The sequence below is a fragment of the Allobosea lathyri genome (genome assembly GCF_900108245.1).
GTDB classification, from domain to species: Bacteria; Pseudomonadota; Alphaproteobacteria; order Rhizobiales; family Beijerinckiaceae; genus Allobosea; species Allobosea lathyri.
Window position 1 is genome coordinate 19849 of sequence record NZ_FNUY01000017.1, and the last position, 24174, is coordinate 44022.

The window sequence follows — 24174 nt, forward strand, 5'->3', positions numbered from 1 at the left end:
AGTTAAATCGATATCCGCAGGCGAAGGAAGCCGCATTTTTTTGCTGGAACCTGGGTGGGGGAAACCAGTTGGACGGACGTGAATGCCTCAGCATTCACGCTTTCGAAAATCCAGATGGAGAATGCATCATGGCTAATCAGTCAGGCCGAGGCTTTGCGTCCATGGACGACGACAAGCAGCGCGATATCGCTTCCAAGGGAGGTCAGAGCGTTCCCGCCGAAAAGCGGAGTTTCTCGCAGGATCATGAACTGGCCTCGGAGGCCGGCCGCGAAGGTGGCGAAAGCAGCGGCGGCGGTGACCGCCAGCAAGAAGCGAGCAGCAGTGATCGCGACCAGAAGGGCGGCCAGCGTGGTGGCTCGGGCAATTTTGCCAACGACCGCGAGCGGGCATCCGAAGCTGGCAAGAAGGGCGGACAAAGCTAGTCCGTCGGCGCAAAAAAGGGCGGGCCCTGTCGGGCCCGCCAATTCCACGCAAGCGATGGGGTTGTCATGTGGGGGCAGCCTAGGCTCAGGACTCATTGATCAGAGCCAGAAGATGACGGCAGCAGCAATGGATATGGCTGAGAAGTATGTGTGGGCGCATCGGTCGTAGCGTGTGGCGATGCGTCGCCAGTCCTTGAGCTTTGCGAAGAGGTTTTCGACCTTGTGGCGCTGGCGATAGAGCGCCTTGTCGTAGGCGTACGGGATTTTCCGACTTCTGCTCGATGGAATGCAGGGTTCGATGCCTTTGGCGGCCAGCGCCTGGCGGAACCCGGTGCTGTCATAGCCGCGGTCGGCGATGAGGGTTTTGGCTGGCGGCAGGGCAGCGAGCACGAGGCTTGCGCCCTTGTGGTCGCTCATCTGGCCCTCCGAGAGCAGCATGATGATCGGGCGGCCAGCATCGTCGCAGACCGTGTGGAGCTTGGAGTTCAGCCCGCCCTTGGTGCGCCCGATACGGCGGGGAAGAGCCCCTTTTTGAGCAGGCTCGCCGCTGTGCGGTGCGCCTTCAGATGCGTCGCGTCGATCATGATGCGCTCAGGCCGGGGTCCTTCGCTGGCAAGCCCGGCGAAGATCCGGTCGAAGACGCCGAGCCGGCTCCAGCGGATGAAACGATTGTAGAGCGTCTTGTGCGGACCGTAGCCCTTGGGCGCGTCCTTCCACTGCAGGCCGTTGCGGATCACATAGACGATGCCGCTCACGACGCGCCGGTCATCGACCCGGGGCACACCATGCGACAGAGGGAAATAACCCTCGATCCGAGCCATCTGCCGCTCGCTCAGCAGAAACAAATCACCCATCACGGTATCCTCCCAGACACCGTGAATCACATCTCAAACCAAATTAATAGGTCCTGAGCCTAGTCGATAGAGACAACTGTCGGTGGATTCAGGCTCCCGCAACCAAAATCAACGAAAACCCCGCTTCACATCGAAGCGGGGTTTTCGCGTTCAGATCCCAAATGGCCATAGGCCTCTGTCTGGACGTTAAAGGGCTGGCTGTGGTTCCCAAGGGCCGCCCCGATGTGTCGCCGCCGCAAGCACTATAGCGCTGGTGCCCTTGTGAATGCCGGGATTCGTGACGATCCGTTCCCTTCGTCCGTCCGGCCAGATTCGGACGACGCTGCCGTCCTCGCTCAAGATGTAGGCCGACAGACCGGCGTTTCTGGCGCGCTCGGCCTCGCGGCGATGGAATTGCTCCAGCTTCTCTTCATATGGACAGATCATCTTGGCTCTCCGAGCTTGATCAGCTCGTGCGGCATATCCGTTCCGCTGCGGAAAAAGTGTGAGGTAGCTCACATCGAGCAAACGCCAATAAGCGTGCCCAAGCGCTGCTGATTTCCGATAGCCTACCCGAGCTGAGCGGAAACGCCTTCGCCGAATCGTCAGACGTTCGCGCCACAAGCTTGAAAAACGCATAACCGCCTTAGCCCAAAGTCTATAGCTGATCGCCGTCGGCGGCCCCACCTAGAGCATGTCATTCGCGACGGGATGTAGCGGCGGATCAGCCGATAGGAGGTGGCACAGTGGCTAAGCGGAACACCGGCTCCGTTCGGAGGCGAAACAAGCTGCAGGCTGTGAGAGCGGAGTGGCGCAAGGCTGTTGCAGCCTGGTCGGTCAATCCAACGTTCTGGCAAAGGGAGTGGGGGCCTCCCCCTGACGATCCGCACTGCCTCTGCCCGCAGGATATCCTGGCTGAACCGCGGCCAAGTCATCCGGCTATTGCGGCTTGAGCGGAGCTTCTGTTGCGCTGCTAGCCCCTATGAAAAATCTCCGCGAGACCGGCTTTTCGGGTCGGGCCGCGCGGCGAGCCTAATGCCTTGGAACGGGATATTCTTTCGCGCGTTATGACATGCGGCATCGGCCGGCGCAGTGGGAATGTCCGTGAATATGGCTTTTGATCTTAACCTGGCAGACGATCGATATCGGCTGCTCGTCGACGCAGTGACCGACTATGCGATCTATATGCTGGACGCGACGGGATTGGTCTCAAGCTGGAATCCTGGCGCTCGTCGTTTCAAGGGCTATCAAGATCACGAAATTATCGGCGAGCATTTCTCGCGCTTCTACACCGCTGAGGATCAGGCAGCCGGACTGCCGTCCCGCGCGCTCGCAATCGCTCTGAAGGATGGCCGTTTCGAGAACGAGGGATGGCGGGTCCGCAAGGATGGTTCGCGATTCTGGGCCCACGTCATCATTGATCCCATCATCCATCCGACGAGCGGCCGCACCTTAGGCTATGCGAAAATCACGCGGGATCTGACGGAACGGCGAGAGCAGGAAATAGCCCTGCGGCGGAGCGAGCAGTCGTTTCGGCTGCTGGTTCAAGGGGTCACGGACTACGCGATCTACATGCTCGACGAGCACGGCACGGTCAGCAACTGGAATGCCGGAGCCGAGCGGATCAAGGGCTATCGGCCAGAGGAAATCGTGGGTCGCCATTTCTCGGTTTTCTATACTCCAGAGGAACGAGCTCGTGGCGAATGCGAACGGGCGCTGGCGATTGCGAGATCCGAAGGTAGTTTCCAGACGGAAGGGTGGCGCGTTCGCAAGAGCGGCGAGCGCTTCTGGGCGAGCGTGGTGATTGATCCGATCCATGATGAGCAGGGCGCCATCATCGGCTTCGCCAAGATCACTCGCGACATGAGCGAGAGGCGCAAGGCGGAGGACGAACTCCTATCTGCGAGGGAGGCTCTCTACCAATCCCAGAAGATGGAATCGCTGGGGCAGCTTACGGGTGGAATAGCCCATGATTTCAATAATCTGCTCAACGCTGTGGTCGGAAGCCTGGAGTTGCTCCGCAAGCAGGAGAAAAACGAACGACAGCTTGGTCTGATCGACAATGCTCTGGCGGGTGCGACACGCGGGATCACGCTGACGCAACGCATGCTCGCCTTCGCCCGTAAGCAGGAGCTGAAGGTTCGTCCCGTCGATATCTACGAGTTGGTGGGCGGGATGACGGACTTGCTGAGCCGTTCGCTCGGCCCGTCGATCGAGCTCGAGACGCTGTTTCCCGTCGGCCTCATGCCGGCATTCGCCGACGCCGGACAGATTGAGCTGGCCATCCTGAATCTTGCCGTCAATGCGCGCGATGCCATGCCCTCCGGGGGGAAAATTACGATCTCCGCAAAGAACGAACTTGTCCCGGACCGAACACAGTCGCGGTTGGTCCCTGGCAGGTATATCCGCATTGCCGTGGCCGACACCGGCGAAGGCATGGATGCCGAAACGCTGGCAAAGGCGTCCGAGCCCTTTTTCACGACAAAAGGAGTCGGGAAAGGAACTGGCCTCGGGCTTTCGATGGTATCGGGCACAGCTCAGCAACTGGGCGGACGTCTCGAACTGCAAAGCGAGCCCGGCAAGGGCACCACTGCCATCCTGTGGCTGCCAGTTTCCGAGCCAGCGGCAACTCCCGTGGAAGTCGAAGAGGCTCGCATTACAACACGCGTGCCGACAACCTCGCTCTCAATTCTGGCGGTTGACGATGACGCACTGATCCTGATGAACACGGTGGCCCTGCTCGAAGACCTCGGACATATCGTCGTCGAGGCCAGCTCGGGCCGCGAAGCCCTTCAGAGACTCGAGGGGCAGGCGTTCGATCTCATAATCACCGATCATGCCATGCCACAGATGACGGGTGGACAGCTGATAGCCGAGGTGTCCAAGCGGTGGCCTGGAATGCCGATCATTCTGGCAACTGGATATGCTGACCTGCCGGGTGGACTTCCGTCCGGAGTGACACGCATCGCCAAGCCGTTCTGGCAATCGGATCTGCAAAAGGGCATCGCAGAGGCGACCGGCGCCTGAACACGGCACGGACCAACCGCTCTTGGCTGGACACCCGGCTCGGCGGGACAATCAGCAACTCGGCAGATGGCTCTGCGCTTGACGCAGATCTCGTTGCTGACCGAGTTTGAAATGCCGCCAGACGTTCAGTGGCTGCTATGTGGCTCGCTGGCGGTCGTCGCGCGGGGCCGGCTGCTCGGTGCGGCCGTCTCGTCCGGGCTTTGGTCCGCGTCGCTGTTGCGAAAGGCCCAGATCACTTTTGCCGCCTCCCAATGCTCCCGGTCGCGGCCATCCGGCTGCCCCTGCTCCATCCACAAGGCGTAGGCTATTTTTCGGATTTCACGCTGAGCGGTGTCCTTGCTGGCCATGTCAGGCTCCCATTTCCAATCACAACCCCATGAAACGCATGTGCCCCGACAGCGTTCCCGGGCTGCGTCAATTGGGCGCCCGGCCGAGACTGGCAGTGATCTGCGCGAACCCGATCAATCGGGAGCCTGGCTCATTCTATCGGGGCGAGTGCCAGTCGCTCAATCCGTCGACGGATCGGCAGCTGCAGCGGAGCTACGCGCTTGGAGTGCCGACCGGCAATTGATCCGAACAGCTCGGTCATCGCCCTGGAGACGCGCCCGGCGAGAGGGGTAACAGCGCGTCCGCGCTGTTACAGCGCCCTCGCGAGGGCAGCGAAGAAGGCGTCGTCGTTGATCTCGAGGCGGCGCGTATGCGATGGTTTCGAGCGTGCGCTGAGGACGACCACGACGAGTCGCTTGTGCGGGTTGATGTGGATGAACTGACCGTAGATGCCCTCGGCCTGGAAGGTGCCCTCCAACGCCGGGTCTGCGAGGACGGGAATCCACCACATGTAACCATAGGGGATACGCTCGCTGCCGATATGGTAGGCCGAGCCCGCTTCCGCGGTCCAGCCATCGGGCAGGAGTTTGTCGCCGCCGATGCGGCCTTCATCCAGGACGAACTGTCCGAAGCGGGCATAGTCGCGCAGGCGGGCGTTGAAGCCGCTCCCCGAAACCGTCATTCCGTCCGGGCATTCCGACCACCAGGAGGCGTCAGCCTCCGTGCCGAGGCGAGACCAGATTCGGGAGAGGTAATCGGCCAGATTGGTGCCGGTTGCGCCCTCCATCACGGCGCTGACCAGATAGGAATCGCCGGTATTGTACTTCCATGATCCGCCAGGCGGCGTTTCGGCAGGCAGCGAGTTCATATGCCTGAGGATTCCGCCTTTTTCCCAACGGCTCTGGATCGCCATGAGCTGGCGGCGGTCGGATGTCGGATCGCCGTAATCCTCGCTCCAGCGCACGCCGGAGGCCATGCGCAGCAGTTGCCGCACGCTGACCTTGGAGTAGATGCCGCCGATATCCGCGTAGCGTGATACGGGGTCGTCGAGGCTCTCGATCAACCCTTCCTTCAGCGCCATGCCGACCAGCGTCGCGGTAATCGATTTGGCGAGCGAACAGGATTTCCAGATCGTCTCCGGCCGAGTGCCCAGGGCGTGGACTTCCTCGACCACCTCGCCATCCCTCAGGATGAGAAGGCCCGCGACGCGGTTCACCGAGAGGTAGTCGTGGAAATCGAAGGTGCGGCCGTGATCGGCGATCTCCAGCCGCGGCAAGACGACGGGAGAGCGCCGCAGCGGTGTCACCTGTGATCCGCCGGGCACGGTACGCGCGGGGAACCAGCCGGTATCACTGGACATCACCGTGACGAGTTCGTCGGGCAGCATCGTGCCGTCATAGTAGCGTTCGACCTGCTTGCGGGCGGCCGGGCTCATGCTCATCGTAGGGGCTCCTTGGGAAGCGCAGGGCGTCGAGGATATTCAGTCCGCGAACGGCCGCCGAATGGCGATCCAGGTGGTCTTGGTCTGAAGATACTGGGCCATCGCCTCGGTGCCTTTGTCGCGCGACAGCGAACCCGACTGCCGATAGCCCCCGAAAGGCGTCTTGATATCCCCTTCCGTGAAGCCGTTGATCGCGACCGTCCCGCAGGCCAGACGCCGCGAGACGGACAGCGCACGATCGATGTCCCGCGTATAAACTGTCGCGTGCAGCCCGTATTCACTGGCATCGGCGAGGGCAAGAGCCTGCTCCATGTCGTCGACAGGCAGCACGCCCAGCACCGGCCCGAAGATCTCTTCGCGCGCGATGCCCATATCAGGCGACAGGTCGGCGAAGACAATCGGGCCGAGGAAGCTGCCGGGGCCTTCGGAGAGAGGTGTGTCGCCAGTGAAGGCGCAGCGCGCGCCTTCACGATAACCGCTTTCGATGTGGCCCTGCACCCGTGCACGATGATCGCGCGTCACCATCGGCCCCAGATCCGTCCGGGGATCAAGCGGATCGCCGATGACGAGCTCGGAGGTGCGCTCCACGATCCTGTGCAGGTATTCCTCCTGCCGGCTGCGCGCCACGATCTGGCGCATATTGGCCGAACAGTTCTGGCCGCCGTTCCAGAAGGCGGACATCACGGCATTGTCGATCAGCTCGGGCGAGAGCTCCGCATCGTCGAGCACGATGAACGGGCTTTTACCGCCCATCTCCAGGCCGATCGTCTTCAGGTTGCTGTCGGCTGCGTAGCGGAGGAACAGCCGTCCCACGTCCGTTGACCCGGTGAAGGCGACCGCATCGATATCCATATGCAGCCCCAGGGCGCGCCCGGTCGTCTCGCCGAGACCCGGCACCACATTGAGAACGCCGGCGGGAAGACCGGCCTCGATCGACAGCTCCGCCAGCCGCAGGAGTGAGAGAGATGTCTGTTCCGCCGGCTTGACCACTACGGAACAGCCGCTGGCGAGCGCCGGCCCGAGCTTCCATGCTGCCATGAGCAGCGGAAAATTCCAGGGCAGCACCGCGCCGACGACGCCGATAGGCTCCCGCGTGATCAGCGCAAGAGCATCCTCCCCGGTGGGCGCGACCTTGCCGAAGCTCTTGTCGATCAGCTCCGCATACCATTGGATGGTGTCGGGCACTTCCGTCCCGATCTCCTTGAGGCAGTCGCGGATCGGCTTGCCGCTGTCGAGGCTCTCCAGAACCGCAAGTTCCTCGCTGTGCACGCGGATCAATCCGGCCAGCCTGAGCAGAACCGCCTTGCGACGCTCGGGCGCGCAGCGGGACCAGGAGCCGTCGCGGAAGGCGCGCCGCGCCGCCGCAACCGCCCGATCGACATCCGCCGTCTGGCAATGAGCGACCGCGGCCAGGATTTCCCCGGTGGCGGGATTGACGGTCTCCATCACTGCCCCGCCGCTTGCCGCCGCGAACGCACCGTCGATGAAGGCGCGGCCGGACAAGGTGATCCGGCCGGCGATGGCGTGATAATGCGCAGCGGTCTGAACTGTCATCGTCGGCTCGCTCTCAAAGGGGCGCGTGGGCGCGCGCGTAGGTGCCGCGAGCGAAACGGTCGAAGCGCAACGGGGCGAGGATTTCGGCCGGAGCGTCGCCTTTGGCGAGGCGCGCGACATGGCGACCCACCGCCGGACCCAGTCCGAAGCCATGTCCGGAGAAGCCGGTCGCGACGATCAGGCCCGCGATCCCGCCGGGTGCATCGAGCACGGGCAATGCGTCGGGGAGCACGTCGATCCGGCCCGCCCATGATTTGACGATCTCGATCGCCTCCGTGCCGGCAAACAGCCGGCTCACGGTTTCGCTTGTCCGTGCGGCGCGATCTCGGTTGGCAGGGATCGACGGTCGCCTGCCGGCAAGTGCGCGCTCGTGCTGTGGAACGGCGAGGCGCTCATGCAGGTCGTCGAGGAAGGGGCGTCCCAGCCGCAGGGCGAAGCCGTTACGGTGCCGCAATAGCTCGGGCAGGAAGAACCGTGCGGCCCTGAAAGAATCGAGCGACAGATCGATGTCGGAACTCGAATCCGCGGCGATGATGCAGGATCCGTCGACCCGTTGGCGAAGGCCGATGCCGAAGCCGCAGAAACAGGCCTCCGCAAGCGGCGGCAAGGGAGCGGTGAGGGAGACCGTGCTGCGCACGCTCTGCTGCGGCAGGTCTAACCCTAGCGGCGCGAGCAGGCGGTGGCTCAAGGCTCCGGCGGCGCAGACCGCGACATCGCAGCGGATCAGCCCGTGCTCGGTCTGAACACCGCTCACTTTCCCTCCCGCCGTCTCGATGGCGATGGCTCCACAATCCTCGAGAATCGTCACGCCGCTACGGGCCGCCGCGCGGGCGAAGGCCGTCGTGGCGAGTGCCGGTTCCGCCTGGCCGTCCGAAGGTGTGTGCAGCCCGCCCGCCGTCATGCGCCGCAGCGCGGGAAGCAGCGCCGAAACCTCGCGGCCCGACAGAATGCGCGCGTCGGGTGAGATGTCCCTCGCGCGATCCTGCCAGCGAGCGAAGGCGCTCTGCTCCTCTTCGGTATCGGCGACGAAGATGCAGCCATTGCGACGCCAGCCGGTCGCCTCGCCGAGTTCCTGCTCCAAACCCGGCCAGATCGACAAGGCCTCCATCGCCAGCGGAAGTTCGAGCGGGTCGCGGTACTGTGTGCGCACGAAGCCCCAGTTGCGGCCGGACTGCTGTGAGGAGACGCGATCGCGCTCGACCAGCACCGTCTCCAACCCCGCTCCGGCGAGATAGTAGGCGGCCGCCGCGCCCATGATGCCGCCACCGATGACCACCGCGTCGGCTCGCTCCGGGAACGCGGCAGGCCGCGCGGAGAGCCGCGCCATCACATCGTCGGGGACGTGCGGAAGCAGGCTAAGCGCGGGCATCGAGGATGGCGTCCATGTCCATCTCGACGAGGATGTCGGGGTCGAACAAGCCGGCCTGAACTGTCGTGCAGGCAGGATCTATGCCCCGGAAGGTTGCGGCGAAGACCCCCATCACGGCCTCGTAGTCGCCGGTCTTGGCGATATACATCCGAACCCGCACCACATCGGCGAGGTCCGCGCCAGCCTTGGCGAAGGCGGCTGCGGCATTGCGAAAGAGCTGCTTCGTCTGTTCTTCGGCGCCAGCAGCCAGAGTGCTGGTCGCATAGTCGTAACCCGTGGTGCCCGAGAGCATGACATGGGGGCCAACGACGACCGCGCGGCTGTAGCTGTAGGTTGTCTCGAATTCGCTGCCCGAGGATATCAGCCGCCTTGCGGCAGCCGGGGATGTCATGTCGCCCATCATTGTTGCCCGCCTGTTGAGTTGAGCAACGCATCGGCGGCCGCAGGCGCGATGTCGATTTCAATAATTGGAGGCAGAGAGCGAGGAATTCGCGGGGCCCCGCATCAGCTTTTGAGCCCTCGACCCCGAATTATTGAAATCGACAAGCAGGGCGGCCGGTGACCTTGTTTCCGGCATGGCGTAACCGGTCGGCGGTTGCGCATGGCGGTTCGAGGATTTTGTCGACTGATGAAGGTAGACGTCGTCATCGTCGGAGGCGGGATTGCGGGAGCTTCCGCTGCGTATTTTCTGTCGCAGCACGGCTCGGTTGCGCTGGTCGAGCGCGAGGAGCATTTCAGCTACCACAGCTCGGGCCGAACCGCTGCCCAGTTCACGGTCGGGATCGGTGCCCCGACGATGCGTCGCATGGCGCAGGCCAGCCGCAGCTTCCTGGAAACGCCGCCGGAGGGCTTCTGCACACATTCGATCCTGACGCCGCGCGGCTGCCTGACAGTGGCGAAGGCCGGGAAGGAAGGAGTGCTTCGTCGGTTGCAGGACAATCTCGCTTCCGCCGGGGCTCGCGCTGAGTATCTCGATAAGGAAGCCGCGCTGGCGCTGTTCCCGGCACTCGTCGCCGAGAATGTCGATGCCGGGGTCCATGAGCCCGATGCCATGGATATCGACGTCGACCTTCTGCTCCAGGGCTATCTGCGCGGCGCCAAGGCCAGGGGCGCGTCGCTGCTCACGCGCACTCCCATCGAAAGCATCCGCCGCGAGAGCGGTGCGTGGATCGTGGGATGGCAGGGCGGCGAAATCGCGGCGCCGATCCTCGTCAATGCGGCTGGAGCCTGGGCCGACGAGGTCAGCCGCATGGCGGGGCTCGCGCCGATCGGCATCGTCCCGCATCGGCGTACCGCCTTCACCTTCGCCTTGCAGAAGGAGTTCGATACGCGCTCCTGGCCCCATGTCGGCAGCGTCGATTACAACTGGTACGTCAAGCCCGAACAAGGCTGTCTTATGGGCAGCCTGTCGGATGCAGTGCCAACGCAGCCGGGAGATGTCTATCCAGAGGATCTCGATGTCGCGCAGGCGATCGAAAACATCGAGGCGGAGACACGGCTGCGCATCGGGCGCCCCTTGAGCCAATGGGCCGGGCTGCGCAGCTTCGTCGCCGACAGGAATCCGGTGGCCGGAAGCAGGCCGGACGCGCCGGGCTTCTTCTGGCTCGCCGGGCAGGGTGGCTGCGGAATCCTGACCTCGCCGGCGATGGGACAGGCGCTCGCCGCGCTCGTCGCCGGCCATGACTTGCCTGCTCACCTGACGGAAATCGGGGTGTCGGCTCGTGATCTTTCGCCGTCGCGCGAGGGCCTCGTCGGAGGCGCCTGAAGAATTCGGCGCCGCTCGGCGTGACAGCGTTTCGAGGCTGAAAACAGCCCGTGCAACAAAGGGGATATCAGATGACGGATCGCGACAGGGACCACGGCCTCGGATTGAGGCGCCGCGACATGCTGGCGCTCGGCCTGCTCGCGGGAGGCGGCGCGCTCATCGGCGGGCAAAAGCGGGCAGCCGCCCAGATGAAACCCGCGACTGCCCCGGCAAAACCGCGCGGGCAGGTGGTCGCCGGCATCTCGCAGGAGCCGACGGTCTTCAACCCGCTGATGCCGGGCAGCGAAGTCGACCAGGGCGTTTGGTGGCAGCTCTTCAGTCCGCTCTGGCATATCGATCCGCAAGGGCGTTTCGTACCCGATCTCGCCCGCGAGGTGCCCAGCGTCGCCAATGGCGGGCTCTCCGCCGACGGTCTCACCTGGAAGATCAGGCTGCGCAGCGATGCGAAATGGCATGACGGCACGCCATTCACCGCGGAGGACGTGAAATACACGCTTGAGCTGATCAACACGCCGGGCTTCCGGGTCCGCAACCGCATTGGCCACAATCTCGTGCGCGACATCGCCATCGTCGCGCCCGACGAGATCCACTGGCGGATGGAAGGCGCCTACTCGCCTTATCTCTCGATCCTGGCACTGACCTTCATGGTTCCCAGGCACATTCTGGCGAAAGCTGATGATCCCAACACCGCCCCCTTCAACAACCGGCCGATCGGGACCGGACCCTTCCGCTGGGGCGAGCGCGTCGCAGGCGACAATCTCCTGCTGCAGGCAAGCGAGAGCTATCACGGCGCTGGGCCGCATCTCGAACGTGTGGTGTTCAAATACATCCCCGACCTGACCGCGCTCTATACCCAGTTCAGGACCGGGCAGGTCGACTATCTCGGCATCGGCGGCATTCCAGCCCATTTCGCCAAAGAAGCCGAAAGCCTGAAGGGGCGACGAATCTCACGCTCGCCGACGCCTTTCGTCGAGCATATCGCGCTCAATCTCGAATTCGGCCCCTTCGCCAACAAGGTGGTGCGCGAGGCGCTCTATCTTGCCATGGACAAGCAGGCGCGGATCGACGCGATCTATTACGGGCTGCCGGTCGCGACCGAATCCTTTCTGCCGCGCGAATCCTGGGCTTTTGAGCCGGACCTTCCCGTGCACAGACACGACCCGGCCCGCGCCAACGCCCTGCTTGATGCCGCAGGTTGGACGCGCGGCGCGAACGGGATCCGTGAAAAGAGCGGCGTGCGGCTCTCCTTTGCGAACTCGACCACAACCGGCAATCCCGGCCGCGAACAGTCGCAGCAACTTCTGCAGCAGGACTGGCGCGCCATCGGCGCTGAGATGAAGATCAGCAACATGCCGGCGGCGGTGATATGGGGCGATTTCTGGCAGAAGTCGAAGTTCGAATCCGTCACCGTCGGCTCGAACTTCATGATCGGCAACGATCCCGACGTCACACCGCGCTTCTCCGGCAAGGCGATCCCCGCCAAACAGGGGGCTGGGCTGAATACCTACCAGTATCAGAACGCCGAAATGGACAAGCTGCTGGCACTTGGAGCCAGCCAGTTCGATCAACGCGAGCGCAAGGCCACATACAGCCAGATCCAGCGCATGATCCGCGAGGATCTCGTCCTCCTGCCGGTCTACCAGTCGGTCATGGCGGAGGGCTTGAAGGAGGGGCTGAACGGCTTTGCTCCGAACATCAACTGCTCTTCCAACTGCTGGAACATGCGCGACTGGTTCTGGGCCTCGTAAGGTCTCATGAGCTCCTTTCTTCTGCGCCGCTTCGGGCAGGCCGTGTTGCTGCTGTTCATCGTTTCGATGATCGGCTTCGCCATCCTGCACCTGGCTCCCGGCGGGCCAATGTCGCAATTCGCTGCCGGCGGCGAGATGTCCCAGGAGGATCTCGACCGCATAGCGCAACAGCTTGGCCTGAACCGGCCACTGCCGGTGCAATATGGCGAATGGCTCTGGAGGATGCTGTCGGGGGATTGGGGCCGATCCTATCGTGACGGACAGACCGTGACGGCGATCATCGGTTCGCATATCGGGGCAACGCTGCAGCTGATGGCGACTTCAACCGTGCTGGCTATGACGTTCGGCGCCTGGATCGGCATATTGGGCGCCATCCGCCGCTATTCGCTGTTCGACTCGCTGGCCACGGTCGGCGCGATGATAGCGCTGTCGATCCCGACCTTCTGGTTCGGCCTGGTCTTGATCTACGTCTTTTCGGTCTGGCTCGGCTGGCTGCCTTCGGGCAATCGCTACACCATTGGCGACGGCTCGCTGATGAACCAGATTCACCACATGATTGGCCCCGTCATGGTGCTGGCGCTGGTCTCGACGGCGGTATGGAGCCGCTACATGCGCTCCTCGATGCTCGAAGTCGTCAACCAGGACTATGTCCGCACGGCCCGCGCCAAGGGGCTCTCCGAGCGCTCGATCCTGATCCGCCACGCGCTGCGCAATGCGCTGCTGCCGATGATCACCATTACCGGCCTTCATGTGCCCACGCTGCTGTCGGGTGCGCTGGTGACGGAAACGGTCTTCACCTGGCCCGGCATGGGCCGGCTCTTCCTCGATTCGATCAGCTACCGCGATTATCCCGTGGTCATGGGCATCCTGATGTTCAGCGCAGTCCTCGTCCTCCTCGGCAGCCTGACCGCCGATCTGCTCTACGGCGTGGCTGATCCGCGCATCGCGAGGAGCGGCTGATGAGCGCGTCGCATGTCTCCGTCGAAACGCTTTCTCTGCCGCCGCCAGGGTTATGGCATCGGCCCGGCTTCAAGCGCTTCCGGCGTCACAAGCTGGCGGTGTTCGGTGCCTGCGGCATCGTCCTGCTGACGCTGGCCTGTGTGTTGGGTCCGATGCTGCTGCCTTATACCGATACCTTCATCGACATCCGCCAGCGCTTCGCGCCGCCCTTCTCGGGGCCACATATCCTTGGCACCGACCCGCTGGGTCGCGACATCCTGGCGCGCCTGCTGATGGCGGGGCGTATCTCGCTTGCGGTCGGTTTCTGCGCGATGATCATCGCCATGGCGATCGGCGTGTGCATCGGGCTCATCGCAGGCTTCTACGAGGGCATTGTCGGGACGGCGCTGATGCGTTTCGTCGACGCCATGCTGTGCTTTCCCTCGATCTTTCTGCTGCTGGCCATCTCGGCGCTGATCCAGCCTTCCGTCCCCTCGATCGTGATGCTGATCGCGATGACCTCCTGGATGGAAGTGGCTCGCGTCGTCGAGGCGCAGATCCGCTCGCTGAAGTCGCGCGACTTCGTACAGGCCGCGGTTTCCTTCGGCGCATCCCACCGACGCATCATGTTCCGCGAACTCCTGCCGAACGCGGTCGCGCCGATCGTGGTCGCGGCCACGCTCAATGTCGCTCACGCCATTCTGGCCGAAAGCTACATCTCCTTCCTCGGCTACGGCATCCAGCCGCCGACACCGAGCTGGGGCAACATGCTGGAAAGCGCACAAAGCTACCTCACCAGCGCGCCCTGGCTGGCCATTCTGCCGGGCGCCGCCATCACGCTCGCCGTCACCAGCTTCAACTTCGTCGGCGATGGGCTCAGGGACGCGCTCGATCCAAGGATGGATCTGGGCTAACTGAAATCCCGTCGGTCCGGCGCGGGTGGAAGACGATCGCGGGCGGGACAAGCGCGGGCAGGACAAGCGCGGAAGGGAGACGCCATGACGAGACGGTTGCCCTCCCTGAATGCGCTGCGTTGTTTCGAGGTCGTCGCCGCACAGCTCAGCATCAAGAAGGCGGCGCTGATCCTGAACGTCAGCGAAAGCGCGGTCAGCCGGCAAGTGAAGATTCTCGAGGATCAGCTCGGCGCCCAGCTCTTCCTGCGCACCCATAACGGACTGGAGATCACGGATGCCGGCCGGCGCCTGGCACTCAGCGTCAAGGAGGCGTTCGACCACATCGCCAATGCCGTCAATCCGTTTCGAAACGACCGCGACGCGGTGACGATCAAGGTTCTGCCGACCTTCGCGCTGCGCTGGTTGCTGCCACGGCTGCGCGGGTTCAAGGAGCGGCATCCGCTGATCAAGGTGAACGTCCATACCCGTCTCAACGACATGACGCTGAACGACACCGACGCCGATCTCGGCATTCGCTACGGCATCGGCAATTGGCCGCTGGACTGCGCCAGCGAGCTCTATCCCGAATGGATCCTGCCGGTCTGCGCGCCGGGTTATCTCGACGGAATGCTCGCAGGCGAGACCGATCTCTCACATGCGACGCTACTCCACCCCTTGCCGGACCGGCAGGACTGGCTCACCTGGGCCGAAAAATCGGGAACGCGGCTCGACACCAGCGGCGGGCTGGATTTCGACGCGCTCGACATGGCCTTGAGTGCGGCGGAAGCCGGACTTGGCGTCGCGGTGACCGATGTCGTGCTGGCCCATGAAGCGATCCAGGCCGGCCGGCTGGCCGTGGCCGTTCCCAAGGCGGTGCCGACCGGCTCGTCCTATTACCTCGTGCGCCCGCCGGAGATGCGCCGGCGTCGCGAGGTCGCGCTTGTCGAGGAGTGGATCCGAAGCGAGATCGAGGACGCGCGCGCGCTTGTGCGCCGGTATGCGACCTGACAGCGGCTGCCTCTGATTTTTAGAGGCAGGGTTTCAAAAATCGTGATCGACCGAGGCGTGCTGACGGGCTCTATCCAGTGCGTTTTGCATGGGCACGTCAATGCTCTGCTCCTTCCAAGAGGGGGTGGATGTATTCTTGCGAGACTCAAAGGCGCACTTTATAGTAATTACAAGATTAGAGTTGTAATTTTGCGACATCAAGTTCTGTGTATGTGCGCGATCTCCATTTTATATTTGCGATCATGATCTGCCCCTGACAGTAAAGCCCCGTTGAGCCGAGCTTGTCTCGGCTGGGTATTTATTGACGGAGACGAGCATGACGACTCAGCGCACCTTTCCCGCCCGGACTGAAGCGCGCGCGGAGCCTGGTCTCGGGCTGCGCAGGTTGGCGCTGACCGGTGCCGCGATCGCCCTGGGCTCGGCAGTTGCTCAGGCGCAGCAGGTACCTCCCGCGGTCCAACTCGACGAACTCGTCGTCGAGGGGCCGGCCGCGACGGCCGTTCCCCCCGCCTTTGCGGGCGGGCAGGTGGCGACAGGCGCGCGCCTTGGCCTGCTGGGGAATGCCGATACGCTGAAGTCGCCCTTCAACGTCACGAGCTACACGGACGAATTCATCCGTAATCAGCAGGCGCCGACGCTGTCCGACGCGCTGATCCTCGATCCCTCCGTGCGCAGCTCTCATCCCTCCGGCGGCATCGTCGAATCGTTCAACATCCGGGGATTTCCAGTCGGAGAGGGCAATAGCGGCGAGATCGCCTTCGACGGCGTTTTCGGCGTGGCGCCGAACTACAAGGTCTTCACCGATTACGCCGAGCGAATCGAGGTGCTCAAGGGCCCGTCAGCGGCACTGACCGGCATCGCGCCCAATGGCGGGATCGGCGGCGTCATCAACATCGTGCCAAAGCGCGCGGAGGCCGATCTGACGCGCGTGGGAACGGAATTTGCCTCGAAAGCCTATGGAGGCGCCACCTTCGACGTCGCTCGCAGATACGGCGCCGGCCGTGAATTCGGTGCGCGCGTCAACGGCAGTCTGCGCGGCGGTGATACCGCCATCGACGGCCAGCACAACGTCACAGGCATCGGCTCGCTGGCGCTGGATTATCAGGGGGAGCGTTTCAGGAGCTGGGTCTATGCCCTGACGCAGCGCGACAGCTGGGATGCGCCTTCTCGCCCCTACAGGATGAGCGCCGGCATTCCGGTTCCGAAGGCACCCAATGGTGCCCGCAACATGATCCAGCCCTGGGAAACCTCGCAGGTCGACGACACGTCGGCGCTGATCAAGAACGAATATGATCTCACCGACAATGTGACGCTGTTTGCCAATGCCGGCGGCTCACGGTCGCGGGTCAACCGCTTCTTCGCCAATTCGCCGCTGCCGACGATTCTCAATCTGCGAGGCGATACCACGCAGGCGCCGCAATATTTCGACCTGACGATTGATCGACGGACCTATGACGCTGGTTTCCGCGCCCGATTCGACACGGGATTCATCAAGCACGCACTGACCTTCCAGACATCCTATTATCATGAGGATACCGACCGGGCCCTGACCGTCGGACGCGCTTTCGCGTCGAACATTTACGCTCCCGCCGTGACTGCCCCGCAATTCGCGACGCGCGCTCCCCGCATCAGGCTCTCGGACAGCGACCTGACCAGCATCGCATTGGCCGACACGCTGTCCGTGCTGGACGAGCGCGTGGCGCTGACGCTCGGCCTGCGCCGGCAATCCGTCGAATCGACCAATTATTCGACGATAAACGGGGCAGTGACCTCGTCCTATGACGAGAGCGCCACGACTCCTCTGGTCGGTCTCGTCCTGCGGCCACATGAGAATGTGTCGCTTTACGCCAATTACGTCGAAGGACTGAGTCGCGGCGACATCGCCCCGAACACGGCCAGCAATGCCGGCGAGACCTTCGCGCCCTACCGGACGAAGCAGTATGAGGCCGGCGTGAAGGTGCAGTATGGCAGCTTCGGAGCGACGCTCGCAGGCTTCCAGATCACCAAGCCGAGCGGGGAACTCAACGGCAATCTGTTCGTCATCGGTGGCGAGCAGCGCGTTCGCGGGCTCGAATTCAACGTCTATGGCGAGGTCGCGTCCGGGCTGCGGCTCCTGGGTGGGCTCGCCTTGCTCGACGGCACGCTGACCAAAACGGCGGTCGCGCTCAATCGCGGCAATGACCCGATCGGCGTGCCGTCCACTCAGTTCAACCTGGGCGCCGAATGGGATGTGCCTTGGCTCAAGGGCCTCACTCTGACAGGGGCCCTGATCTATACCGGCAAGCAATACATCGATGCCGCCAACACCCAATCGCTTCCGGACTGGGCACGGGTCGATGTCGGCGCGCGCTACGCCACAGAGATCGCCGGCCGCAAGACGACCTTCCGGGCCTCCGTTCAGAACGTCACGGCGGAAAAATACTGGTCGAGCGTGGCGTCCTTCGGCACCTTCTATCTCGGCGCGCCGCGGACCTACCGCCTTTCCATGTCGGTCGACCTGTGAAGCCTGGCTTCCGTCCGGCGCGGATGGGCCTGATCGCGGGTTTCGTCGCGGCGCTGCTGGCAATGCTCGGCGGCATCGCGCCCGGCCGGGCCGAGCAGGTGACGCTGACCGACATCACGGGCCGCAAAGTCAGTCTCTCCCTGCCCGTCCAGCGCGTCCTGCTCGCGGAAGGCAGACAGATTCATACGGTGGCGGCGCTCGATCGCGAGGCGCCGTTCGGGCGGGTTGTCGGCTGGGGCGCCGATCTGGAGAAGGCCGATCCGGAGAGCTATGCCGCCTATGTGGCTGCTTATCCGCAGGCGGCGGCGCTGCCGAAATTCGGGAGCGTGGCTGGGGGAGGGTTCGACGTTGAAAGCGCCATCGTCCTGAATCCGGACGTCGTCCTGCTCAACTACGAGGCGCAACGGGCGAGCGACGAAACCCGGCTCATCGAGAAGCTCGCCTCGGTCGGCATAGCGGTTGTCTATATCGATTTCCGCCATGCCCCCTTCGAGAACATCGAGCCCTCCCTGCGCCTGCTCGGCAAGCTGTTTGGACGCGAAGCGGTCGCCGAGCGGCTGATCGCATTCCGCGCAGCACAGTCGGCGCGGATAACCGACAGGCTGGCGCAGGAATCCAAGCTCAAACGCCCGTTGGTGATGGTCGACCGTATTCCCGGCTATTCGGAAGGTTGCTGCCTGAGCTTCGGGCCGGAGAATTTCGGGCGCATGGTCGAGATCGCCGGCGGGCGAAATCTCGGCTCGGCGCTGTTGTCCGGAACCTTCGGCAGCATCAATCCGGAGGCGATCATTGCGCGTGATCCTGACGTGCTGATCGTGACCGGGGGCAGCTTCGGCGCGCTTGCGCCCGGCGGTGGCTGGGTCGGGCTTGGGCCGGGGGCCGATCTGGCGGAGGCACGGCGCAAGCTCGCCATGCTGGCACAACGCCCGGCCTTCCTGCATTCGTCAGCGGTAGCGAACCGCCGGGTTCACGCGATCTGGCATCAGTTCTACAACAGCCCGTATCAGTTCGTGGCGCTTCAGCGCATCGCAACCTGGCTGCACCCGCAGCTCTTTTCCGATCTCGATCCGGAAGCGACGCTGCGGGAGTTGCATGAGCGCTTCCTGCCGATTCCCTACAGGCCGGGCTATTGGACCGACCTCGACGCCGGCAAAAGCGGTGCGATGGGTACGCCCTGATTGGCGAAGCTATCGGCGGCCGGAGAAGAGGCGGCCGATGAGTCCTCAAAGGCGAGCCGAAATTGAATACAACGAGGCTGGATACTTGCTTTCCCGTTGTCACTCTGCCGTCATCCCGGACAAGCCGCGTTAGCGGCGCCGATCCGGGATCCATTCCGGAACGCTTTTCTGAGAGGTTCAGGAATGGATCCCGGGTCTACGCTGCGCTCCGCCCGGGACGACGCCGCCTTTCGCTGATGCCCGACGCAGGTCCTGATCCGCGCCAAAGCTCCGCTTGACGATATAGGGATCGCATTCACCGATCAGGCGATCACTTTCTGCCGGGATAATCATCGGGCAGGATGAACGGGAAGGGACCCGGGGATCGATCGACCTGCGACGTGTGCGTGACCAATCCTTCGCGCTCGATCCACGCATGCAGCAGGAAGGCCGGCGGCTCGAGAACGAAGTTGGACGGCGCCTCGTCGCGCAGATCCAGATCGACCTGATGGGCGACAGATGGCGCGACCTGACACAGCGTTTCTGCGAAGCGATGCTGGATCGCGCGATGATGGTGCCCGCACAGGATGCGCTCCACCTGCGGGTGAGCCGCGATGATGGCGCCGAGTCGGTCGACGCCGCCGAGCAGGCGGACGCGATCCATATGCCCGATGCCGCAGCGAAACGGCGGATGGTGCAGCATCACCAGGGTCGGCACGTCCGGTGCGGATGCCAGCGCCTTCGCCAGAAACCCGAGCGTTGCATCGGACAGGGCGCCGAAGCTCTCGCCGGGCACGAGGCTGTCGAGGCCGATCAGCCTGAGAGGGCGAGTTTCGACCACGAAGTTCAGTTCGCCGGCTTCGGGCATATAGCCCGCCGCGCTGAAAGCCGCCCGCATGGCTTCGCGGCGATCATGGTTGCCGGGAACGCAATAGACCGGCATCGGCAGCCTCGCGAACAGACCGGTGGCGATGGCGTATTCTTCCTCCAATCCGCAATCGGTCACGTCACCCGTCACCAGGACGAGGTCCGGCGCCGGGCGCAGGCGCAGAAGCGCGTTGATCGCGTGCTCGGCGAAGACGTTGGTTTCGGAGACGCCATAGGCGAGCTGGCCATGAGGACGGATGTGCAAATCGGATATCTGAGCAACGAGCATGGAGAGGCGATCAGGTTTCGGGTTGGAATTCGAGCATCGCCTCGGGCGCGATGTCCAGGCGAAGGGGGGCGCCGGCGCTGAACGACAGGTCGGAAGGCACGTCGATCTGCAGCTCCTTGCCGGGCGTTATCGCGACGGTGAGCCGCTGCGTCGCGCCGAAGAAGGTCGAGCTGCGCAGTTGCCCCCGAATGGGCGCTTCGGAATCCGATGAAAGGCGGATGGCTTCGGGCCGGAACCAGAGGGTCGTGTCGCGATCGACGCCCCCGATGGCCAGACGCGTCGCCAGATCGCCGTCACCGACGGCCAGCACACCAGAGGTCACCTTGCCGTCGAGCCGGTTCATCGTGCCGACGAATTCCGCGACGAAGGCATTTGCAGGACGGCGATAGATCATCCGCGGCGTGTCGATCTGGGCGATCGCGCCGCGCTGCATGACCGCGATGCGATCGCCGATCGCCATGGCCTCGGCCTGATCATGGGTGACATAGATGGCGGTGATGCCGAAATCACGCAGCAACTCGCCGATCTCGACCCGGAGCCGTTCGCGCAGCACGGCGTCGAGCGCGGCGAGCGGCTCGTCGAGGAGCAGGACGCGCGGCTTGATCGCCAGCGCTCGTGCCAGCGCCACCCGCTGACGCTGGCCGCCGGACACCTTGTCGATGCGACGGTCGGCGAGATCCTCCAGACCGACCATCGTCAGCAGGCGTTGCGTCTGCGCGTCGCGCTCGGCGCGGGCGACCTTGCGCACCTTCAGGCCATAGGCGACGTTTTCCGCCACGGTCATGTTCGGGAACAGAGCGTAGGACTGGAAGACCATGCCGATATTGCGGCGCTCGATCGCAACACCCGAGACATCCTCGCCATCGAAATGGATCATGCCGGGACCGTCCGGCTGTTCGAGCCCCGCGATCAGGCGCAGCAGCGTGGTCTTGCCGCAGCCGGATGGTCCGAGCAGAACGAGAATCTCACCGGCTGGAATCTGGAGTGTCGTCGATTGCAGGGCGATGTTGCCGTTGAAGGTCTTGGTCAGCGCATGCGTGCTAACGGACGACCCGCGCTTCTCGTCCTTGGGTTTCATGGCTTGGGCCTTTTCTCCGTGAAATCGGCAGCCATTTGCATGCCGATCAAGAGCGGAACGATCATGATGAAGAAGGTCAGCGTATAGGCGGAGGCGATCTCGAGGCGCATCGACGCATAGGCGTCGGCAAGACCGACCGGCAGGGTCTTGGTCAGCGGTGTGTGCATCATCCAGGTGAGGTTGAATTCGCCGATCGAGAGCGTCACCACGGTCAAGGCGCCGGCCATGACGCCAGGGCGCACATTCGGCAGGATCACGTCGAAAAAGCGCCGCCAGGACGAGGCCCCGAGGCTGGCGGCTCCTTCATCGAGCGTCTTCCAATCGATGGTGCCGAGGACAGCCATGACGGCCCGCACCATGAAGGGCAGGGTGAAGAGCACGTGGCCGACAACGATGAACAGGCTTGACCCCCTGAAGGCGCCAAAGCCGCCATAGGTGATGATCAGGGCCAGCGCGAGTGCGAGCCCCGGAATCGCGACCGGCAGCGTGATGAGTTCTTCCACCAGGACGGCAAGACGCCCTCCTTGCCGCACGAGGGCATAGGCGCCGGGGACGCCAATCAACAGTGTCAAGGCGAGCGTTGCCAGAGCGACCAGAATGGACCTCAGGATGGTGTCGGAATAGAGCGCCCAGACCTGGATGACCCAGTTGAGCGTCAATCCGCTCGACAGGCCTTTCGCGTAATTGACGCTCAGGCCCGCCACGATCGACATAATGGCGGGCGTAACGAGGAAAGCGACGATGAGGGCTGTCAGGCAGCCCCCGACAAGGGTGGTCCAGCGGATGGTCATCGTCTTCAGCCTGCCGCCGGGACCTGGCTCGAACCGGACCGCGCGAGCGCAAGCGCCGCCCAGGTGACCAGACCGAGCACGATCGAGAGGGCCGCCGCCATGCTGGCATTGGTTGCCAGCGTGAACTCGGTATAGATCACCATCGGAAACACATCGATGCTGGTTGCCAGCGTGAAGGCCGTGCCAAACGCGCCCATCGCCGTGGCGAAGCTCAGCGCTCCCGCCGAGAACAGGGCCGGGTAGAGAGCCGGCAGCACGACATCGCGCTGGATCATGAACGGTCCCGCTCCCAGCGAGCGGGCGGCCTCGACGAGCGACGGATCGAGTTTCTCGGCGGCAGCCATGAGGGTGAGGATCACGCGCGGGATCGAAAAATAGAGATAGCCGATGAACAGCCCGACGATCGAATAGGCGAACACGACATTGGTGCCGATCGTCGCCTTGGTCAGCGTCCCGACAAGTCCGAGCCGGCCGCCGAGCAGGATGATCATGAAGCCCACCACGACGCCGGGAAAAGCCAGTGGGAAGGTCAGCAGCGCGACGACGAGGCTGCGGCCGGGGAAGCGGCGTCCGGCCAGGGTCTGCGCCGCGATCGTCGAGGTTATCAAAGTGGCCAGCGTCGTCGCGAGCGCCAGCAGCATCGTGACGAAAAGGCTCGTGCGATAGCGTTCCTCGGTCAGAATGCTGACGAACGCCATGAGCCCTTGTTCGCCGGATCCTGCCGTCACGGATAATTGTCCGAGGGGCAGGATGAGAAAGGCGAGCACGAAGACTGCCAGAGGTAGCAGCAGCACGATATTGAAGCGATGATTGGGCATCGAAGGATTCCGGAATTGGCAAGGCAGCGGCCGATGCGGTCGCTGGCTGACCCCTGACGATGTCGGACAGATGTCGTCAGGGGGTGATCATCGCGTCATAAGCCCGAGCCGTCTCGACACCAGGCTGGTCGCCGGAACAGGAGCGAGGCTGGTTCTTCGGGAGCTAGCGCATGCTGCGTTCGGAGAAGCGCGGGGCATCTCGGCCGGAGCGAAGCGTCGAGCCGGGATCCATGCCCGAACATCGATCGCAAGCGCTCCGGAATGGGGCCCGGGTCAAGCCCGGGATAACCCGGTGTTTCCGAGAAGAACCGGCACGCTCTAGCGGACTTCCTTCAGATAACGAGTCTGGAAGTCCTTCTGGGCGGCCTGGGCCGCTCCCCAGTCCACTGTCTTGGCCCGCGCGTAGTGGCTGTCGGGCAGGAAGCGCGACTTGATGTCGGCGGGAAGAGCAACGGAGCGGGCGGGGCGGAGATAGGCATTCGCCCACATGATCTGCGCTTTGTCCGACAGCAGGTAGTCCAGAACCGCGCGGGCCTTTTCCGGATGCGGGGCGTTCTTCACCATCGTCATCACATAGGGAAAGTTCACCGTGCCTTCGCAGGGAATGACGAAGGCGAACGCTCCGTTTTCCTTGTACTTCGCGCGGTAGGCGTTGAAGTCGTAGTCCATGAGGATCGGGATTTCGCCCGACACGGTGCGCGCGTAGGAGGTCTGCTTGGTGACGATGGCCTCGTTGGCGCGCAAGGCCTTGAGATAATCGATGGCGGGAGTGAAGTTCTCGAGCGTGCCGCCAAAGGCGGTGTTGATGGCAACCGCGGAGACATAGCCGACAGCCGCCGAAGTCGGGTCGAGATAGCCGACGAGGCCCTTGTATTCGGGCTTCTTGAGATCGGCCCAGCAGGCCGGCACGGGCTTGCCCTGGAGCGCATCGACATTGACGAAGAGCCCGAGCGTGCCCTGGTGCACCGTCCACCAATTGCCGTTGGGATCCTTCAGACCGTCCGAAATTTCGTCGAACTTAGCCGGCTTGTAAGCGCCGGTCAGCCCCTGCGCCGCGGCGGAAATGCCGGCGTTCACGCCGAGATAGGCGATGTCGGCGACGGGGCTCGCCTTCTCGGCGATGATCTGGGCAATGGCCTGCCCGGAATTCTTGTTGTCCTGGGGAATGTCGATGTTGAGATCGGCCTTGATCGTCTTGAGCATCGTGCCCCAATCGGCCCATTCGGGCGGGCAGTTATAGCAGATGACATCAGCGGCGCGGGCCTGGGGCAGGCCAAGCATGAAGGTGCCGGCGATCGCGGCCAGAAGATAATCGCGGAAGCGAAGTTTTACGCTCATGGGAATC

General features: G+C 63.6%; 20 protein-coding genes. 9 read left to right on the plus strand and 11 right to left on the minus strand.

From position 1 onward, the window contains the following. Positions 1–128 precede the first annotated feature (128 nt). Entirely contained in the window at positions 129–422 is a 294-nt protein-coding gene (locus tag C4S73_RS25660) for a con-10 family general stress protein (protein WP_103875436.1), read from the plus strand. Between the two features lie 99 nt (positions 423–521). Here C4S73_RS25660 and C4S73_RS25665 read toward each other — a convergent pair. After that, a protein-coding gene (locus C4S73_RS25665) for an IS5 family transposase (RefSeq protein ID WP_103875437.1) occupies positions 522–1276 on the minus strand; the annotation gives its coding sequence in 2 pieces (ribosomal slippage) (positions 522–943 and positions 943–1276; 756 coding nt in all). A 1077-nt stretch (positions 1277–2353) separates the two neighbouring features. Between C4S73_RS25665 and C4S73_RS25675 the strand changes: the two genes are divergently transcribed. Further along, positions 2354–4282, plus strand: coding sequence for a hybrid sensor histidine kinase/response regulator (locus tag C4S73_RS25675; protein WP_103875439.1), 1929 nt, complete (start codon positions 2354–2356; stop codon positions 4280–4282). A 125-nt stretch (positions 4283–4407) separates the two neighbouring features. Here C4S73_RS25675 and C4S73_RS25680 read toward each other — a convergent pair whose 3' ends face one another. The 5 genes from C4S73_RS25680 to C4S73_RS25700 form a co-directional block, all read right to left on the minus strand. After that, positions 4408–4629 (minus strand): DUF2934 domain-containing protein, encoded by a 222-nt coding sequence (locus tag C4S73_RS25680; RefSeq protein WP_103875440.1) that lies wholly within the window; start codon positions 4627–4629, stop codon positions 4408–4410. A 290-nt stretch (positions 4630–4919) separates the two neighbouring features. Beyond that, on the minus strand, positions 4920–6050 hold the full coding sequence (locus C4S73_RS25685; protein WP_103875441.1) for a serine hydrolase domain-containing protein: 1131 nt from the start codon (positions 6048–6050) through the stop codon (positions 4920–4922). Between the two features lie 39 nt (positions 6051–6089). Further along, positions 6090–7604 carry an aldehyde dehydrogenase gene (locus tag C4S73_RS25690; protein ID WP_103875489.1) on the minus strand — a complete coding sequence of 505 codons (1515 nt, stop codon included), beginning with the start codon at positions 7602–7604 and terminating at the stop codon, positions 6090–6092. Positions 7605–7617: 13 nt separating this feature from the next. Continuing rightward, on the minus strand, positions 7618–8973 hold the full coding sequence (locus tag C4S73_RS25695; protein ID WP_103875442.1) for an NAD(P)/FAD-dependent oxidoreductase: 1356 nt from the start codon (positions 8971–8973) through the stop codon (positions 7618–7620). Further along, a complete protein-coding gene (locus C4S73_RS25700) occupies positions 8960–9364 on the minus strand; it encodes a Rid family hydrolase (RefSeq protein WP_160115911.1) in 405 nt (134 codons plus the stop codon). The genes C4S73_RS25695 and C4S73_RS25700 overlap by 14 nt, the downstream gene beginning before the upstream one ends. A gap of 237 nt (positions 9365–9601) precedes the next feature. On the opposite strand from C4S73_RS25700, the gene C4S73_RS25705 reads away from it, so the two are divergent. The 7 genes from C4S73_RS25705 (at position 9602) to C4S73_RS25735 (ending at position 19007) form a co-directional block, all read left to right on the plus strand. Next, positions 9602–10738, plus strand: a complete 1137-nt coding sequence (locus tag C4S73_RS25705; protein WP_103875444.1) for an NAD(P)/FAD-dependent oxidoreductase — start codon at positions 9602–9604, stop codon at positions 10736–10738. A 71-nt stretch (positions 10739–10809) separates the two neighbouring features. Next, positions 10810–12486 (plus strand): peptide ABC transporter substrate-binding protein, encoded by a 1677-nt coding sequence (locus C4S73_RS25710; protein ID WP_103875445.1) that lies wholly within the window; start codon positions 10810–10812, stop codon positions 12484–12486. Positions 12487–12492: 6 nt separating this feature from the next. Then, the gene (locus C4S73_RS25715; protein ID WP_103875446.1) at positions 12493–13446 is read left to right on the plus strand and encodes an ABC transporter permease; all 954 of its coding nucleotides are present in this window, start codon (positions 12493–12495) and stop codon (positions 13444–13446) included. After that, a complete protein-coding gene (locus tag C4S73_RS25720; RefSeq protein WP_103875447.1) occupies positions 13446–14339 on the plus strand; it encodes an ABC transporter permease in 894 nt (297 codons plus the stop codon). The genes C4S73_RS25715 and C4S73_RS25720 overlap by 1 nt, the downstream gene beginning before the upstream one ends. An 84-nt stretch (positions 14340–14423) precedes the next feature. Beyond that, positions 14424–15326 (plus strand): LysR substrate-binding domain-containing protein, encoded by a 903-nt coding sequence (locus C4S73_RS25725; RefSeq protein ID WP_103875448.1) that lies wholly within the window; start codon positions 14424–14426, stop codon positions 15324–15326. Between the two features lie 316 nt (positions 15327–15642). Continuing rightward, entirely contained in the window at positions 15643–17829 is a 2187-nt protein-coding gene (locus C4S73_RS25730) for a TonB-dependent receptor (RefSeq protein WP_103875449.1), read from the plus strand. 23 nt (positions 17830–17852) lie between these two features. Next, positions 17853–19007 (plus strand): ABC transporter substrate-binding protein, encoded by a 1155-nt coding sequence (locus tag C4S73_RS25735; RefSeq protein WP_103875450.1) that lies wholly within the window; start codon positions 17853–17855, stop codon positions 19005–19007. 310 nt (positions 19008–19317) lie between these two features. Here C4S73_RS25735 and C4S73_RS25740 read toward each other — a convergent pair whose 3' ends face one another. The 5 genes from C4S73_RS25740 to C4S73_RS25760 all read right to left on the minus strand — a co-directional run bounded on the left by C4S73_RS25740 (position 19318) and on the right by C4S73_RS25760 (position 24167). Next, the gene (locus C4S73_RS25740; protein WP_103875451.1) at positions 19318–20142 is read right to left on the minus strand and encodes a phosphodiesterase; all 825 of its coding nucleotides are present in this window, start codon (positions 20140–20142) and stop codon (positions 19318–19320) included. Positions 20143–20152: 10 nt separating this feature from the next. After that, positions 20153–21220: an ABC transporter ATP-binding protein gene (locus C4S73_RS25745; protein WP_103875452.1), complete on the minus strand. Its 1068-nt coding sequence runs from the start codon at positions 21218–21220 to the stop codon at positions 20153–20155. Further along, positions 21217–22011 carry an ABC transporter permease gene (locus C4S73_RS25750; RefSeq protein ID WP_103875453.1) on the minus strand — a complete coding sequence of 265 codons (795 nt, stop codon included), beginning with the start codon at positions 22009–22011 and terminating at the stop codon, positions 21217–21219. Before C4S73_RS25750 ends, C4S73_RS25745 begins: the two co-directional genes overlap by 4 nt. Before the next feature lie 5 nt (positions 22012–22016). After that, positions 22017–22829, minus strand: coding sequence for an ABC transporter permease (locus C4S73_RS25755; RefSeq protein ID WP_103875454.1), 813 nt, complete (start codon positions 22827–22829; stop codon positions 22017–22019). Between the two features lie 318 nt (positions 22830–23147). Beyond that, positions 23148–24167: an extracellular solute-binding protein gene (locus C4S73_RS25760; protein WP_103875455.1), complete on the minus strand. Its 1020-nt coding sequence runs from the start codon at positions 24165–24167 to the stop codon at positions 23148–23150. Between the last annotated feature and the right edge of the window lie 7 nt (positions 24168–24174).

Coding starts and splice junctions, on each gene's coding strand:
- C4S73_RS25660 (WP_103875436.1), top strand. CDS start 129: ATGGCTAATCAGTCAGGCCGAGGCTTTGCGTCCATGGACGACGACAAG.
- C4S73_RS25675 (WP_103875439.1), top strand. CDS start 2,354: ATGTCCGTGAATATGGCTTTTGATCTTAACCTGGCAGACGATCGATAT.
- C4S73_RS25680 (WP_103875440.1), bottom strand. CDS start 4,629: ATGGCCAGCAAGGACACCGCTCAGCGTGAAATCCGAAAAATAGCCTAC.
- C4S73_RS25685 (WP_103875441.1), bottom strand. CDS start 6,050: ATGAGCATGAGCCCGGCCGCCCGCAAGCAGGTCGAACGCTACTATGAC.
- C4S73_RS25690 (WP_103875489.1), bottom strand. CDS start 7,604: ATGACAGTTCAGACCGCTGCGCATTATCACGCCATCGCCGGCCGGATC.
- C4S73_RS25695 (WP_103875442.1), bottom strand. CDS start 8,973: ATGCCCGCGCTTAGCCTGCTTCCGCACGTCCCCGACGATGTGATGGCG.
- C4S73_RS25700 (WP_160115911.1), bottom strand. CDS start 9,364: ATGACATCCCCGGCTGCCGCAAGGCGGCTGATATCCTCGGGCAGCGAA.
- C4S73_RS25705 (WP_103875444.1), top strand. CDS start 9,602: ATGAAGGTAGACGTCGTCATCGTCGGAGGCGGGATTGCGGGAGCTTCC.
- C4S73_RS25710 (WP_103875445.1), top strand. CDS start 10,810: ATGACGGATCGCGACAGGGACCACGGCCTCGGATTGAGGCGCCGCGAC.
- C4S73_RS25715 (WP_103875446.1), top strand. CDS start 12,493: ATGAGCTCCTTTCTTCTGCGCCGCTTCGGGCAGGCCGTGTTGCTGCTG.
- C4S73_RS25720 (WP_103875447.1), top strand. CDS start 13,446: ATGAGCGCGTCGCATGTCTCCGTCGAAACGCTTTCTCTGCCGCCGCCA.
- C4S73_RS25725 (WP_103875448.1), top strand. CDS start 14,424: ATGACGAGACGGTTGCCCTCCCTGAATGCGCTGCGTTGTTTCGAGGTC.
- C4S73_RS25730 (WP_103875449.1), top strand. CDS start 15,643: ATGACGACTCAGCGCACCTTTCCCGCCCGGACTGAAGCGCGCGCGGAG.
- C4S73_RS25735 (WP_103875450.1), top strand. CDS start 17,853: ATGGGCCTGATCGCGGGTTTCGTCGCGGCGCTGCTGGCAATGCTCGGC.
- C4S73_RS25740 (WP_103875451.1), bottom strand. CDS start 20,142: ATGCTCGTTGCTCAGATATCCGATTTGCACATCCGTCCTCATGGCCAG.
- C4S73_RS25745 (WP_103875452.1), bottom strand. CDS start 21,220: ATGAAACCCAAGGACGAGAAGCGCGGGTCGTCCGTTAGCACGCATGCG.
- C4S73_RS25750 (WP_103875453.1), bottom strand. CDS start 22,011: ATGACCATCCGCTGGACCACCCTTGTCGGGGGCTGCCTGACAGCCCTC.
- C4S73_RS25755 (WP_103875454.1), bottom strand. CDS start 22,829: ATGCCCAATCATCGCTTCAATATCGTGCTGCTGCTACCTCTGGCAGTC.
- C4S73_RS25760 (WP_103875455.1), bottom strand. CDS start 24,167: ATGAGCGTAAAACTTCGCTTCCGCGATTATCTTCTGGCCGCGATCGCC.